At 44.7% G+C, this 16,029-nt stretch carries 10 protein-coding genes; 5 read left to right on the top strand and 5 right to left on the bottom strand.

The features are described 5' to 3' along the window. Positions 1-65: 65 nt before the first annotated feature. From BC643_RS05445 to BC643_RS05435, 3 genes are all read left to right on the top strand, one after another. Positions 66-3,131, top strand: coding sequence for a SusC/RagA family TonB-linked outer membrane protein (locus BC643_RS05445; protein ID WP_120272131.1), 3,066 nt, complete (start codon positions 66-68; stop codon positions 3,129-3,131). Between the two features lie 12 nt (positions 3,132-3,143). Next, entirely contained in the window at positions 3,144-4,715 is a 1,572-nt protein-coding gene (locus BC643_RS05440) for a SusD/RagB family nutrient-binding outer membrane lipoprotein (protein WP_120272130.1), read from the top strand. Between the two features lie 195 nt (positions 4,716-4,910). Next, positions 4,911-7,775 (top strand): SusC/RagA family TonB-linked outer membrane protein, encoded by a 2,865-nt coding sequence (locus BC643_RS05435; protein WP_120272129.1) that lies wholly within the window; start codon positions 4,911-4,913, stop codon positions 7,773-7,775. 102 nt (positions 7,776-7,877) lie between these two features. Here the strand turns inward: BC643_RS05435 and BC643_RS05430 are convergent, their stop codons facing one another. Further along, a complete protein-coding gene (locus BC643_RS05430) occupies positions 7,878-9,077 on the bottom strand; it encodes a saccharopine dehydrogenase family protein (RefSeq protein WP_120272128.1) in 1,200 nt (399 codons plus the stop codon). A 491-nt stretch (positions 9,078-9,568) separates the two neighbouring features. Next, entirely contained in the window at positions 9,569-10,954 is a 1,386-nt protein-coding gene (locus tag BC643_RS05425) for a methyltransferase RsmF C-terminal domain-like protein (RefSeq protein WP_120272127.1), read from the bottom strand. 192 nt (positions 10,955-11,146) lie between these two features. On the opposite strand from BC643_RS05425, the gene BC643_RS05420 reads away from it, so the two are divergent. Beyond that, positions 11,147-11,851 carry a phosphoadenylyl-sulfate reductase gene (locus BC643_RS05420; RefSeq protein WP_120272126.1) on the top strand — a complete coding sequence of 235 codons (705 nt, stop codon included), beginning with the start codon at positions 11,147-11,149 and terminating at the stop codon, positions 11,849-11,851. A gap of 172 nt (positions 11,852-12,023) precedes the next feature. Here BC643_RS05420 and BC643_RS05415 read toward each other — a convergent pair whose 3' ends face one another. The 3 genes from BC643_RS05415 to BC643_RS05405 form a co-directional block, all read right to left on the bottom strand. Further along, complete coding sequence (locus tag BC643_RS05415) at positions 12,024-12,392, bottom strand: YccF domain-containing protein (RefSeq protein WP_120272125.1); 369 nt, start codon at positions 12,390-12,392, stop codon at positions 12,024-12,026. Between the two features lie 106 nt (positions 12,393-12,498). Continuing rightward, on the bottom strand, positions 12,499-13,935 hold the full coding sequence (locus tag BC643_RS05410) for an MATE family efflux transporter (protein ID WP_120272124.1): 1,437 nt from the start codon (positions 13,933-13,935) through the stop codon (positions 12,499-12,501). A 141-nt stretch (positions 13,936-14,076) separates the two neighbouring features. Continuing rightward, positions 14,077-14,814 carry an MBL fold metallo-hydrolase gene (locus BC643_RS05405; RefSeq protein ID WP_120272123.1) on the bottom strand — a complete coding sequence of 246 codons (738 nt, stop codon included), beginning with the start codon at positions 14,812-14,814 and terminating at the stop codon, positions 14,077-14,079. A gap of 156 nt (positions 14,815-14,970) precedes the next feature. Here BC643_RS05405 and BC643_RS05400 point away from each other — a divergent pair, with 156 nt between their 5' ends. Next, entirely contained in the window at positions 14,971-16,014 is a 1,044-nt protein-coding gene (locus BC643_RS05400; RefSeq protein ID WP_120272122.1) for a glycoside hydrolase family protein, read from the top strand. Positions 16,015-16,029: the final 15 nt, after the last annotated feature.

Raw genomic sequence — 16,029 nt, 5'->3', positions numbered from 1 at the left:
ACAGATCAGTTAATACTTATACTCAGTGAATCTTATTGTATTCATCTTTTAAAATTGAACAAACTATGAAAAAGTTGTCCTTATTATTTTTCGTACTCGTCCTGCTAGGTACCGTGTCGGCAATGGCACAGACCGTGACTGGACGTGTTGTCTCAGAGGGAGACAATGAACCGCTGCCGGGTGTGGCCGTGTTGGAAAAGGGTACCAACCACGGTGCGGCTACTGATTTTGATGGTAATTATACCTTCAATCTTCAGAATTCGGAAGGTGCAGTTTTGGTATTTTCATTTATGGGTTACGAAACCCAGGAAGTATCTGTTGACGGAAGATCATCAATTGATGTAGTTTTGAAGAGCAACAACATCGCTGTAGATGAGGTTGTGGTTACCGCTTTGGGTATCAAACGTGAATCTAAAACGTTGACTTACTCTTCGCAAGAGGTTAGTGGCGAGGAAATGATGAAAGCAAGAGACGTTAACTTCATGAGCGGTTTGAGTGGCAAAACCGCCGGTTTGGAGATTCGTAAAAGTAGCTCTGGCGCCGGTGGTTCTACCCGTACTGTATTGCGTGGTAGCAAATCCGTGAACTCGGTAAGCGATCCGTTGTATGTTATCGATGGTATTCCAATGGTAAACAACAAAGGTGATCAAGCTGGTATGTGGGGTGGTACTGACGAAGGTGACGGTCTTTCTCAGTTGAACCCGGACGACATTGAAAGCATCAGTGTATTGAAAGGTGCAACTGCTTCTATCCTTTACGGTAGCCAGGGTGCTAACGGTGTAATCATCATTACAACTAAAAAAGGAAAAGAAGGAAAAACAACTGTTTCTTTCAACTCAAGTGCAATTTTCGAAAGCGTAATCGAGACTCCTGATCTGCAATTCTCTTACGGAGCTGACGGTGGTACAGCTGAAAGCTGGTCATACACAAAAGGAAACTACGAAAGCGACTACGTTGACGATTTCTTCGAAACAGGTTACAACCTGATCAACACTGTTTCTGTGAGCAGTGGTAACGAAAAAATGTCAACTTATTTCTCATACGGAAATACAGGTGCTGGTGGCGTTGTTCCAAACAACAGCTATCAAAAACACAACGTTACATTCAAGCAATCTGCTAAAATGTTAGATGATAAATTGACTTTGACTTCTAACGTAATGTTGACTTCTGAACGTTCTAAAAACCGTCCTGGTGCCGGTTACTACCTGAACCCATTGACTGGTTTGTACCTGTTCCCAAGAAGTGGTGCAACTCCGTTGTCTGATTCAAGCTTGGGTGCACAGCCATTCTCTTACTTCAAAGACAATTACCAGTACTTCATGACGTCAAGAAATATGAACTGGCAAGAATGGCATATCAAAGCGGATAACCAATCAAACCCATATTGGTTGATCAACAAACAGCCAAAAACTGACTTGACAAAACGTGTTATTGCCAGTTTGACATTAGACTATCAGATTACTGAAAAATTGAAATTCCAGGCTCGTGGTAGCTACGACTATGCGAACAAAACATTCGAACAAAAATTCTATGCCGGTGGTAACACTGTAAATATCTCAGAAAACGGGCGTTGGAATTACAAAAAATTTGCTGACAAGCAGTTGTATTCTGACGGTATTTTCTCTTACCAAAACGAGTTTGGTGATTTGAGTTTGAGCGCTGTTGCAGGTGCCAGCTACCAGGAATCTGTTTATGGTGATGGGGTTAGCGTTGATAACGGAACAAATGACTTGTTGTATCCTAACGAATTTTATTTCCAAAACGTTCCGGATAACGTAGCGATTAAATCAATCTATGGTGGTAAAATCATCAAAGAAGGTGTATTCGGAAGCGTTCAGTTAGGTTTCAAAGATATGTTGTTCCTGGATTTATCAGGTCGTAACGACTGGTCTTCTACTTTGGCTGCAACTGGTAACGAATCTTATTTCTACCCAGCTGCCGGTTTGACTGGTATCCTTAGCCAAATGGTAACAATGCCTGAGTTCATCAGCTTCGCTAAAGTTCGTGCAAGTGCTTCTCAAGTGAACAACGAAGTTCCATGGGGCTTGATCCAGGTAAACCACAGCATCAACGCAAGTGGCAGTGTTGACCGTAACACTGTGAAGCCGTTTACCGATGCAAAACCAGAACAATTAGTAACTTGGGAATTGGGTACTGACTGGAGATTCTTCAATGGCCGTTTAGGTCTGGATTTCACATACTACCACATTACAAGTACAAACCAAGCGCTGTCTAAAACATTGTCGGGTAGTAAACAAGACAACTACTACACAAGCATGTACTTCAACGCTGGTGAAATCGTGAACAAAGGGGTTGAAATCGTATTGAACTCAACACCGGTGAAAACATCAGACTTTGAATGGAACTCATCTTTGAACTTCTCTAAAAACAACAACAAAGTTGTTGAGTTGTACCCAGGTGAGCCATCAAAATACATCGACTTAGGTAGTTCTGAGGGTTATATCAACCGTATTTACACAGGCGGTTCAATCGGTGATATGTATGGTATCCAATTCAGAAGAAACGACGCTGGCCAAATCTTGTTGGACGAAGATGGTACTCCGTTGAAAACTGCTTCTGACAGCCCGGTTTACCTGGGTAACCTGGAACCTGACTTCAGCTTAGGTTGGAACAACAGCTTCGATTACAAACGTTTCACATTGAGCTTCCTGATCAACGCTAAAATCGGTGGTAAAGCATTCAGCCAAACAGAATCAATTTTGGATGGTTATGGTGTAAGCCAACGTACTGCTGATGCTCGTGATAAAGGTTATGTAGCTGTAAACGGAATTACCGAAGAATCTGGTACTGTTATGACTCAAATTGATCCACAACTGTATTACTCAACTGTAGGTGGACGTAACGGTATTGCTGAAGCTTATGTATACGACAGAACTAACATTCGTTTAACACAATTGGCACTTTCATATGATTTGGACGTTAAATCATTAGGTTTGCCATTGCAAGCAGCATCATTCTCAGTGGTTGGAAATAACTTGTTCTTCTTATACAAGAAAGCACCGTTCGATCCTGAATTGAGTATGAGTACAGACTTGGGATCACAATCGTTGGATAACTTTAATGTTCCGGCAACCAGAACTTACGGATTCAACCTTAAATTTACATTCTAATACAGACGTGTCATGAAAAAAATACTATTCATATTTATTGTCGCACTCTTCGCCAACGCTTGTACAGATGGCTTTGAAGAGGCAAACGTTAACCCGTACGAGATTACTGATGAGTCGTTGACTCAGGATTTTAACCATATTGGCTCATTCTATCCAACTTTGTTGGCTAACATTTTCGGACACCAGGTTGAGGAAAACTTGGTTTCAGAGTCGTATTGCGACTATATGGCGACTCCAACTCCGTTCGTTAGTGGTGTAAACAACACAACTTACTACATCACTTGGAACACTTACTGGAACCGTATTTATAACAACTTGATGTCTCCTGCCAGCCAGGTAATTGACATAGCACAAGAAGGTGGTTACGACGTGTTCGTTGCTTGGGCAAAGTTGATCCGTATCTTAGGTGTGTCTCGTTTGACAACTTACCACGGTCCGGTAATCTATTCTACTTATGGTTCAGAAGATGTGAGCTACGATAGCGAAGAAGTACTTTACAATGCCTTCTTTGATGATTTGGATGATATTCAGGCTGTTTTTGCAGCTAACAGTGACTATGAAGGTTTGACTAGATTCGATGCCAGCTATGCAGGTGATGTTGCAAGCTGGGCAAAAGTGGTCAACTCTATGCGTTTGCGTTTGGCAATCCGTATCTCGAACGTTGCTCCTGATTTAGCTCAAACTGAAGGTGAAAAGGCGATCGCTGATGCTGCCGGTTTGATTACTTCAAACGATGATAACTTCAATATCTCACTGTATGGTTCAGATCTGTATTTGTCAGTTATCTGTTTCAGCTGGGGTGACACTCGTATGTCTGCAGGTATGGAATCGTTCCTGGTTGGATTGAAAGACCCACGTATTGCAGCTTACTTTGAACCTGCAACAACTGCTGAGTCTGTTTATGCTGACCACCCTGACTTCCCTTACAAAGGTATCCGCAACGGTGCGCAGTTGACAGCAAAAGCTGACCACTCAGATTATTCAACGATCAACGAAAGCTTCCAATCAGTTACTGAAAGACCGTATTTGACTGCGTCTGAAGTTTATTTCGATTTGGCTGAAGCTTCTCTGCGTGGTTGGACTGGTGCCGGCGATGCTGGTTCAAACTACGACGCTGGTGTTCGTGCTTCATTCTCTCAATGGGGTGTTGGTGGTGCCGATGATTATTTGGCTGATGCAACAAGTACTCCGATTGATTATGATGATGCTGTTTATAGCGGATCTATTAACGATTTCGTTTCTCGTTCGACTGTGACTGTTGCTTGGGATGAAACAGCAACTAACGAAGAAAAATTGGAAAAAATCATTACTCAAAAATGGATCGCAGGGTTTACAAACCCGAATGAACCTTGGGCTGATTTCCGTCGTACCGGCTATCCTAAATTGCCTCTTGTATACAAAAACGACAGCAACTCTGACTGGGGTGTAATTCCTGATGATGAATGGATCAAACGTATGCCGTTCCTTGATTCAGAGCGCTCTGACAGCCCTGAATTGATCTCTGCTGCAGTCGCAACAATGAAAGGTGACGACTTAATTAGTACTCGCTTGTGGTTTGATACTGGTAGTGGTTCAAACTTCTGATATATAACTAATTTTTAGAAAGCTCCCCTCGGGGAGCTTTTTTTGTTTCCAGCCCATTTTCAATTTAAAAATATTTTAAGCTTGGTGTTAATTAAGTACAACAAGACCGTTCTCTGATTAGCTTTGGAGTTGTAAAACAGGACGCAGGTAGAAGCACAATCGTGCCCCTGCTTTAAAGTTTAAGAGACTCTTGAAATGAATAAACTTAGATTGACCAAACCTCTTTGTGCATTAATCATTTTAATGTGCATCGTGCCCACTTTTGTTTCCGCTTCGGAAACTCACGCTAGTAAATTAAGTTCAGTTGAATCTTCTGTACAAACGTTTGCGGATGATAGTCTTAAAGCAGATAGTCTGCATTTTCGTGTCGATTTGTTGGATTTGAAAGAATCTTTAAACGAGGATGTTCTTCGTAAATTTCCCCAATTGAACGTTGCTGACTTTTTACAAGGAACTGTTGCCGGGCTGGAGGTTTTAAACAGTACATCCGGCGTTGGTGGATCGGTTGCCGTTACTTTGCGCGGTCAGCGATCTCTTTCCGAGAAAAGCACTCCTTTATTTGTGATTGATGGAATTCCAATGGTGAACAACCTTGGCGAACAACCTAATATGTGGGGAGGATTGGATGAAGGCGACGGACTTTCGCAGATTAACCCGGATGACATTGCTTCGATTGAATTTATAAAAGGAACGAGCGGTGCGGTTTTGTATGGGAGCCAGGCTGCAAATGGCGTTGTTTTAATCACCACCAAAACAGCAAAAGATGAGCAGCTGCGTGTCATTTTAAATTCGACTACTTTGTTTGAGAAGGTGATTTGGGAGCCCGAATTGCAGTTTAAATACGGTACTGACGCGGAAACAGAAAGTTGGTCGATGACTGCCGGAAACTACCCGGATAATTATGTGTCTGATTACTTTGGAACAGGTATGACTGCGCAGAATTCGATTGCAATTAGTGGTGGGGGGAAGAATTCCACCTTGTATGCCACATTTGCCAATACCAGTGCGAAAGGCGTTGTTGAAAACAACCGATACCAGCGGAATAATTTCGCGTTGAGGAATGTTAGTCATTTGTTTCAAAACCGATTGAATATTCAGGCCGGAATCAGTTACGCCGATGAAACGGTTAAAAACCGCTATGCTACCGGCTACTATTTAAATCCGCTAACCGGATTGTATTTGTTTCCGCGAAACGGAGGTGTTCCGATAAATGACATGGCGCTGGGCAGGCAGCCGTTTTCCTATTTCAAATCGAATTACAGTATCCCCAATACCTATACCAGTGCCGATGAACAAAACTGGTTTGTCTACGACCATTTGCAATCGAATCCCTATTGGTTGTTAAACAAACAGCCACAGGAAGATCAAACGCAGCGCTTGCTGGCAAATCTTTCAGCCGAGTTCAAGCTTTCGGGTGATTTCGACTTGCAGGTTCGCTCGGGCTACGACTACGCTGACAAGAGTTTTGAGCAGCAATATTACGATGGTGGAAACCCCATCAACATTGGCACAAATGGTCGCTGGCGGTATAAAAAGTACACAGACAAGCTGATTTACCTGGACGGAAGTCTGACCTATCATCACCGTTTCAATAAGCTTGGAGTGGAAGCCGTTGCAGGAGCCAATTATAAGAAAACTGATTTTAACAATGGATATCAAATCGATAGTGGAATAACGGGGTTGAATAGTCCGAATATTTTTACCGAAGACAATTTGCCCTCGAATATTGGGCGGGAGGATTTGTATCATTGGGAGTTGGAGCAAAAGGGAATTTACGCTTCTGTTGCTTTAGATTATAACAGGAGCCTGATTTTGGAGCTTGGGCTTCGCAATGATGTGACTTCATCAATTATCTCGGAAGGACATGAAGCGCACTGGTTTCCTACCGCAAAATTGTCCACGCTGCTTAATGAGTGGATCAACTTTCCGGCGGTAGTCAGCCATTCTCAAGTGTATATATCAGCAAGTAGTTCCTATCGGGATCTGTCGTCCAGTTTGATGCAATTGTACGGTCATTCAGCAATTACCAGTTCCAATTCGGTAGGACCAACAGATGATTTGAGTCCGGAAAAAATCAAAGCGTGGGAAGCCGGTACCAACTGGAGTTTCTGGAATAATAACTTGAGCGTTGATTTGGCATACTACCAGACAACGAACAGCGATCAGGCTTCTCTAAGATCGGCAAGTGCCACACAGCAGAGCTTTTATCTCTACATTTTTGTGAATATGGGCGACATTGTCAATAAAGGTTTCGAAGCAACAGTCGCAGCAAAACCGATTACCGGTTCTGATTTGAATTGGCAAACAAAGCTGAACTTCTATAGCAATACGAGTGAAGTGAAAGATCTTGCATCTAATAACGAAAGCTATTTCGTTGATTTGGGGAGCACCGAGGGCTATTATTCACGCGTGTATGCCGGTGGGAAAATCGGCGATTTGTACGGATACAAATTTCTGCGGAATGAATCGGGTCAACTGGTGTTGGATGAGTCAACCGGGACACCGCGAAAAACGAGCTCAATTGAATATTTAGGCAACCTGAATCCTGATTTCTGTTTGGGTTGGGGGAATAGCCTGAACTACAAAAATATCTCGCTCGACCTGCAGCTAAACGCTAACATTGGCGGTAAAGCATTCAGCCAAACCGAATCGATGCTGGATGGTTACGGAGTCAGCCAACGCAGCGCTGCCGCCCGGGACAAAGGTTACGTGGCAATTGACGGTATTCAGGGTGAAACGCTCGTTACTCAAATCGATCCCGAATTGTATTACACGACTGTTGGAGGGCGAAACGGCATCGGCGAAAACTACCTTTACGATCGTACTAATATTCGTTTGGCACAGGCTGCTTTGGCTTATCATTTCAATGTTGAATCGTTAGGGCTGCCGCTGAAGGCTGCTTCTGTGTCGCTTGTTGGGAACAACCTGTTTTTCCTGTATAAAAAGGCTCCTTTTGATCCGGAAATGGCGCTGAGCACTGGACTTGGTTCCCAATCAATGGATAGTTTTAGTGTGCCGGCAAGCCGGATGTATGGCTTTAATTTGAGGGTGACATTTTAAGTCGATTGAAATCGATTCTCAAGTTGGAAATGTAGAACGAACACCACATAAAACAAAAAGCCCGGCGTTAAACCGGGCTTTCGTTTTTATCGATGGTTTGGATTAATACTCCATTTCCAAGTCAGTGTTGTGAACTTCGTTCCAAGGCAATCCGTGGATGTTTAATTCAGCCATAAACGGATCAGGATCGAACTCTTCTACGTTAAATACACCCGGTTTTTTCCAAAGGCCTTTCAGGTACATCATGGCACCAATCATCGCCGGAACACCGGTAGTGTAGCTTACGCCCTGCGTGCCGGTTTCCTTGTAGGCAACTTCGTGGCTGCAGTTGTTGTATACGTAGTAGGTTTTCTCCTTACCGTCTTTCAAACCTTTGATGCGGCAACCGATAGAGGTCCAACCAGTGTAGTTTTCACCTAAATCGCCCGGGTTCGGAAGAACAGCTTTCAGGAACTGGATTGGCACGATTTCTTTTCCTTCATACATGATCGGTTCAATTCCGGCCATACCAATGTTTTGAATCACGCGCAGGTGAGTCAGGTATTCCTGTCCGAAAGTCATCCAGAAACGAGCTTGTTTGATCGTTGGGAAGTTTTTCACCAGCGACTCCAGTTCTTCATGGTAAATCAGGTACGATTCTTTTGGTCCGATTTCCGGGTAATTTACCGGTTTATGAATTTCGTGCGGCTCGGTTTCAACCCATTTGCCGTCTTTCCAGTATTTTCCTTTTTGGGTTACCTCGCGAATGTTGATTTCCGGGTTGAAGTTGGTTGCAAATGCTTTACCGTGATCGCCCGCGTTACAGTCAACAATGTCCAGGTAATTAATTTCGTCGAAATGGTGTTTCGCTGCATAGGCCGTGTACACACTGGTAACACCCGGGTCGAAACCACAACCCAAAATGGCGGTAATACCGGCTTCTTTGAAGCGGTTTTGGTAAGCCCATTGCCATTTGTATTCGTACTTGGCTTCGTCTTTGGGTTCGTAATTTGCCGTATCCAGGTAGCTTGTTTCCGTTTCCAGACAAGCGTCCATAATTGGAAGGTCCTGGTAGGGAAGGGCAACGTTAACCACTAAATCCGGTTTGAACGTACGGATTAGTTCCACCAGTTGAGGCACATTTTCGGCATCGACCTGGGCGGTTTGAATGCGGTTACCACCAATTTTGTTAGCGATCTCGTCACATTTTGCTTTGGTACGGCTTGCCAACATAATTTCGGAAAAAACTTCCGGAAGTGCAGCCATTTTGTAGGCAACTACTGTACCTACGCCACCTGCACCGATGATTAAAACTTTTCCCATTTTTTAATAAAAAGGTTTAAAAAGTGTGTAAACTCTGTTTTCTTCTTTTTGGTTTAACAAAAAGTCGTCGCTTTTTTAGCGTCCCTGCAAAATACTGCAGAACGACGACCTATACAAGCGCCAAAGGAAATAATTTTTTCAAGTTCCGGAAATAGGTGAAGAATTAATTTGAGAAAAAATTTAGGCTGTCAAATTGCCGGTAGGTTGAGGGAAATTTGGATTTTCAGATACCGGGTTTTTAGACAAAAGTCGTGAGTCGTGAGTAATGAGTAATGAGTAATGAGTAATGAGTAATGAGTAATGAGTCGTGAGATGCACCCTGTTCAACAATTCTTAACGATTCAACAATTCAACAGTTCTCAACGATTCAACAGCAAAACCACAGAGGACACAGAGTTTACCACAGAGATAAAACAACAAATGACCACTAAACGACTGCGAATGACTAATGACCAACCAATTCGAATGATAAATTCATTAAGAATAGGTAATCATTCACCATACCACAATTTTTTGTTGCTGCGATCCTGCATGCGCAGGCGCCATTCCTTTGGGTAGTAGTTGTTGAAACGGTTACCCAGGTTTTTGACAAAGCCCAGCGGGATGCCTTTGTAGCTTGCCAGTTGCCAGTTTTTACTCGTTAGCTCTAGCGCGAAATTATCTTTGGCAAGATAGCTGAGTGCATCTTCCTGTGTTAGATCGATTCGTTCGAAAGCTTCGTTCATGCGTTCATTTAGCATCGCCAGATCGTGTTCAGGCAGAATATCTTTCCCTTTCAGCGTAGCGAAATGAGTCCCGCCTTTTACCAAGTTGAGTTTTTCAAACAAGTGGAGAATCTCGAGTTCCCATTGTGCCGGGATAAACTTGAGCTGGTCGTTGTGCTGAAAGAAAATCTTTTCCCTGGGATTTTGCAGCCAGCCATCGGGCAATGCTGCGGCTTTTTGCAGGCGGGTTTTGAATTTTTTGGGGAATCGCACAGGTGCTGTTTGTTCCGTCTTTTTTAAAATTGAAAGGAAAAAACCTTCGCCTTTTACCCGATGCGGCAGGAATCGATAACCGAAGATGCCGTCGTTTTCAATTTCATTGATGTTCCAGTCGGGCTGTAACGGAATACGAATACTTTCGAATCCGCCTTGCGATTTCAGCCAGCTCAGGTTTTCCTCATTCTCGGCCGGGTTGAAGGTACACGTACTGTAAATCAGGTAGCCGCCTTCTTTCAGGCAGGGCCAGCTTTCGGCCAAAATACGACGTTGACGAACCGAGCACAGATTAGCATTCTCGAGGTTCCACTCCTTCGCTGCTTCCGGATCACGGCGAAACAAGCCTTCGCCAGAGCACGGTGCATCAATCATCAGCACATCAAACAGGGCACCCAGCTCACCAAACTGTTTGGCATCGCTGTTGGAAACAACATAGTTTGATTGTCCCCATTTGCTGAGGTTTTCAGCTAAAATGGGCACCCGCGAACGAATGACTTCGTTTGTTACCAGCAAATCTTCGTCATGAATCAGGCTATTCAGATGCGTTGACTTTCCGCCGGGAGCTGCACACAAATCGAGCACGATCTTGGGGCCTTCAATCACAATCTGCCTGAAAGCCCGTTCCAGGAACATCGAACTGGCTTCCTGCACGTAATACGCGCCGGCATGCCACAACGGATCGAGTGCAAACACGGGGCGCTCGGGCAAAAAATAAGCCTGATTGGCCCAAGGTACTTTCGGTAAATTCGGTTCAATCCGGAACTTTTGAGTGTTCAAACGGATGCTCACGCGCGCATTAAAATCCAATGCTTCAATAAACGAATCGGCTGTCTCCGGAAACTGCGTCCGAATACGTTGTACAAAATCTGCTGGCCAGTTGCTCGATGAAAAAGTCATGCGCCAAAAATAGGACTTTTTGCCGGTTATCGATTAAAATTGAAATGTGTATAAACGCGTATTCATTTCAGGATGAAAACCTTTTACTTTGTCTGTCGGTTTTATTAACACAGCGGTGCTTGGCAGCGTGGAGAATTTCAGTTTCAAAACACTAAATTTAAAGCCGCATTTTTTAACAGAGAGGAGCACAAAATGAGCGAAGAATTAGCAAAACAACTCAATACAGAACTTGGTGAAAAAGACACCGTCGAAACGTTGAAAGCCTTGGCTGATCGTTTCCCCGGGAAAGTTGTTTTTACCACTAGTTTTGGAATTGAAGACCAGGTGATTACCGACCTGATTTTCAAAAATGACATTGACATCAAAGTGGTGACCCTGGACACAGGTCGTTTGTTTGAAGAAACTTACAAGGTGTACGCGCGAACCATTGAAAAATATAAAAAGCCAATCATTCCTTTTTACCCAAAGCACGAGCCGCTCGAGAAGTTTATTGGCGAGAATGGCCCCAATAGTTTTTATGTTTCGGTGGAAAACCGAAAAATGTGTTGTCACATTCGCAAGGTTGAACCGCTGGGCCGTGCACTTGAAGGCATGGAATGCTGGATTACCGGTTTGCGTGCATCGCAGTCGGCTAACCGTGAAGGACTGGAATTCTTCAATTGGGATGGCGGATTCAATGTTGTGAAATACAACCCGCTGTTGCATTGGGAACTGGAAGATTGCCGTAAATACACCTTGGAAAACCATGTGCCGTACAACGTTTTACACGATCGCGGATTTGTGAGCATCGGTTGTGCGCCATGTACGCGCGCCATTCAACCGGGAGAAGACTTCCGCGCCGGACGTTGGTGGTGGGAAAGCAATTCGAAAAAAGAGTGCGGTTTGCACCAACATTAACAGTTTTGAGTTGACAGTTCTCAGTTTTGAGTTGAAATCGCAGTTTTCGGGTACTTCCGGGAACTGCGATTTTTGTTAGTTGAGGGTTTCGAGTTTTCAGTTTCGAGTTCCAAGTCTCACTCATCTATCTGATCACTGCGACTGAAGGCTGCGACTGAACACCGACCACTTCCTAAACCACTCGTCTTCCAAACGGGGTCAATGCCAGGCTGACCAGTTTGAAATGTTGTTTGGCAAATGGAATTCCGATAATGGTGATGGCAAACAGGATGCCGAAAACGAGGTGGGTGAGGGCAATCCAGATACCACCGATTAACAGCCAAATGATGTTCATGATGGTTGACAGGCATCCGGGCGCGTAACCCATGTATTCAATTTTTGCCCCGAAAGGCCAAAGTGCCAAAAGCGAAAGTTTGATGGCCTGTAAGCCGAACGGAATGCCGACAATCGTAACGCAAAGCAGAATTCCGGAGATCAGGTATTCGAGGAAAATGAGAAAGCCCCCGAAAACGACCCAAATAAGATTTCCCAAAGTAGACATGGTGTGTGATTTTGATTCCGAATCGAAAATAGGTAAAATGCAGCAGCGACGCTCCACTTTATTCGGTAAACGGCAAAAATAAACAGGTAAACGACTCGTGCTTTGGCTATACTTTTCGAAGCTTCCAATTCCCGCGTCGGAAAGCCATAACACCGATAACGGTCAGAAGTATTTCAGCTGAAACAATCGACAGGCAAACGCCCGAAAGCCGGAGATCGTAGTGGATTGACAATAAATAGGCGAGGGGGATTTCGAGTAACCAAAAACACACCAGGTTGATTTTGGTCGGTGTCAACGTATCACCGCTGCCGTTAAATCCCTGGACCACGACCATCCCCAAAGCGTAGAAAATAAATCCGCCTCCCATCCATTGCAAAGTGGTGATGCCGCTTTGGAGGACGGATGGATCGTCGATAAAAAGCAGCACCAGTTTCTCGGGAATACTCAGAATGATGATGCAGATGACGGTCATCATGGCGACATTCGTGCCTGCGGTAATCCAAACGGATCGCTCGGCCCGTTCCGGTTTGTCGGCGCCCAGGTTTTGGCCGACCAAGGTCGCTGCGGCGTTGGATAGGCCCCAAGCCGGCAACAACGCAAAGATAATAATGCGGATAGCGATGGTGTAGCCTGCCAGTACTTCAGGCCCGAAAACAGAGATCATTCTTACCAATATAATCCAGCTTGAAGTCGCAATCAGGTATTGGAAAATTCCACCGACAGAAAGGCGGAGGAGTTTGAGCATCACTTTCAGCCGTACACTGAGATTTCGCACATCCAGGTGAATGCGTCCGTTGCCTTTGAACAGCAGGTAGAATTGGTACAGCACGGCAATTCCTCTTCCGGTGGTGGTGGCGATTGCTGCTCCTTTGATTCCCAGAGCGGGGATTGGTCCCCAACCGAAAATCAGCAGCGGATCGAGGATGAGGTTGATAATATTGGCCAGCCACAGTACACGCATCGAGATAGCGGCATCGCCCGAGCTGCGGAACACCGCGTTGATGATGAAAAGTAGCATAATAACCAGGTTGCCGCCAAACATGATCATGGGGTAGTAGAAACCGGACTCGGCCATTTGCTCGCTGGCACCCATCAGCATCAGGAATTCCTTGGCGAAAACAAAACCCGGAATGGCGACGATAAACGAAAATATCGCTCCGACTAGAATCGCCTGAAAGGCTGCATTGCCCGCTTTTCGTGGTTCCTTTTCGCCTACCCGACGGGCGACAAGAGCAGTGGTTGCCGTACTCAAACCAATTCCAACGGCATAAACAATCGTCATCACCGACTCGGTAATACCCACAGTGGCAACGGCATCGGCGCCCAATCTTGACACGAAAAAAATGTCGACCACGGCAAAGACCGACTCCATCATCATCTCCAAAATCATGGGAACAGCCAGCAGGAAAATCGCTTTCCCAACACTGGTCTCGGTAAAGTCTCGTTCGCTACCCGCGATCGCTTCTTTTACATCCGACCAAATGGATTGAAAGGAAATGTGGCTGACTTTTTTCGAGGCTTCGTCAAAGTGAGTTTGGGGCATCTGTTTTTAGTTAGCGTGTCAATCTAAAACAAGAAGTTAGCACCGAAGTTTTAACGCGCCTTAAATTACTGCCTCATAAATGAATGGCATACGGGAGGAAGTGCAATTTTCAGCTCTCAAACAGGACGAATAAAAAGGAGTCTAGCGAATTTTAACTTCTGTATTTGGCAGGGCTATTTTCATTTTTTCGACCAGCGAATCGAGCTTGGTATTGTAATGAACCGGGTAGATAATCTCCGGTTTCAGGCGTTTTGCCACTTTTATAAACATGTCTTCGTCCATGCAAAAGGGCATCATCATCGGGATAAATGCTATGTCGGGTTTCATGAAAAAGCGCATCTCGTCGATGTATTCTGTGTCGCCGGCAATGTAAACCGTTTTATCGCCAAACACCAGGAAATAGCCATTCCCGTCGCCTTTCGGGTGATACGGCACATCGTCGGGCCGAAGGTTGACAACATTGTAAGCTGGTACTGCTTTGATGTAAATTTCGCCAAAGGTGGTTTGTTGTCCGTTTTCCAGAAATTCACCGAAATCCATTTTTTTGATGCAGGCTTTCGAGGCAATGACTTTCGTATCGTATTTCGACAAAAACTGGATGACATTTGTACTCAGGTGGTCGCGATGATCGTGTGTAATCAATATCAGGTCGGCTTTTGGCAATGCGCTGATATCCCCGACATTCGGAATCGGGTCTACATAAATATTCAGCCGGTTGAATGTGAAATGGTAGAAACAGTGCCCAATAATTGTTATCTCCAGATCGCCTTTGGACGTTGGGATGACATCTTTGATCCGGTATTGAGCGGAAGCAGACTTGCCGGAAAGTACACTCACAAGTAGGATGAGACTTAGCAGAATTGGGGTAGTTCGTTTCATAGTCGGCTAAAATATCAATTTTAGCTGTTCCCCGAAAGAAGCTTTTGAAAAATCTCAGTATCGAATCCGATTTTAACAAATTGGTGCTCAATCTTTGTGGCTATTGAACTTAGCGCCTACTAGACTGTTCAATTGGGAAACTACAAAAATTTACTTATGAACCGGAATGCGACGCCCTTACTCCTCCTTTTTCTGATTGCTTTTTCTGCCTGCCATTACCGCACCGCTCCTGAATTACCCGGCACTTCAAGTTCGGTCGAAGCCAGGGAAATTTCGTTGGGTGGCGTTTTGGCCGAAAAGCTGAATGGTTTCACACCGATCGATACGGCTGTCCAGGGAAGTCAGCCAATTGCCATTGAAGGAATCCTGAATTTACAGGAACAGGTGACCGAAATGGTTGAAAAAAAGGAGCCGGCCATTTCAGATAGTTTGCTGAATGAATGGAAGTCGATGGCAGAAGAGGCGGATTTGAATTTCGAGCATTTCTCGGGAGTCGATTTGAAAAACTGGGTGGCGTTGAATGATTCGTTGCTGAAATATACCGGCCTGGTTTGTTTTGCAGACGAGTTGGAAAAGGTTTTCTACAACAGCCAGTCGCCCGATGTTGTGACTGAAGAGGCAATCAAGTCGACCTGTTACACACGCCGTTACGATCGCATTTACGTGAACGTTTATAATAATTCAACCCTGAATTTTAAACATACCACCGGCGGCGATGTCCGTTTGATCCAGGATACCAATTACCCGGATGACGGTGAAATCACCTTTAGGGTCGAGATGGACGACTCCCGCTACATGGACTTGTACATTCGCATTCCCGAATGGGCCGAATATGCTGCGGTAACCGTTTTGGGTGTGAAATACCCAACGCATCCGGGTGAATATACCGAGGTAGCCAAAAAGTGGAAAAATGGCGATGAAGTGAAAGTTGTCTTAGGGTTGAAACCAGCAGTCATCAAAAACGAAGTGGGGCAGTTTGCGTTCGAGTACGGCCCGTTGTTTATGACATACGAGCAGGACAGTACCCTGACCGGTGCGCCGCAAACTGGTGATCCCCTGCAATACCTGCAATTTGTTTCGCCGGCGGGGAAAATGCCAACCTTTACTTTTAGCGGCTATCAGGATCATACTTTGGTGCTCCAACCATTTTACGCCGAAACGAACGGGAACCGGAGAACCGCCTGGATTCAGGGCGAATAAGAACTTGTTTACACT

The sequence above is a fragment of the Mangrovibacterium diazotrophicum genome (assembly GCF_003610535.1).
Lineage (GTDB): Bacteria > Bacteroidota > Bacteroidia > Bacteroidales > Prolixibacteraceae > Mangrovibacterium > Mangrovibacterium diazotrophicum.
Note: the sequence above shows the minus strand (reverse complement) of the source record. Positions and strands in the feature narration are given on the sequence as shown.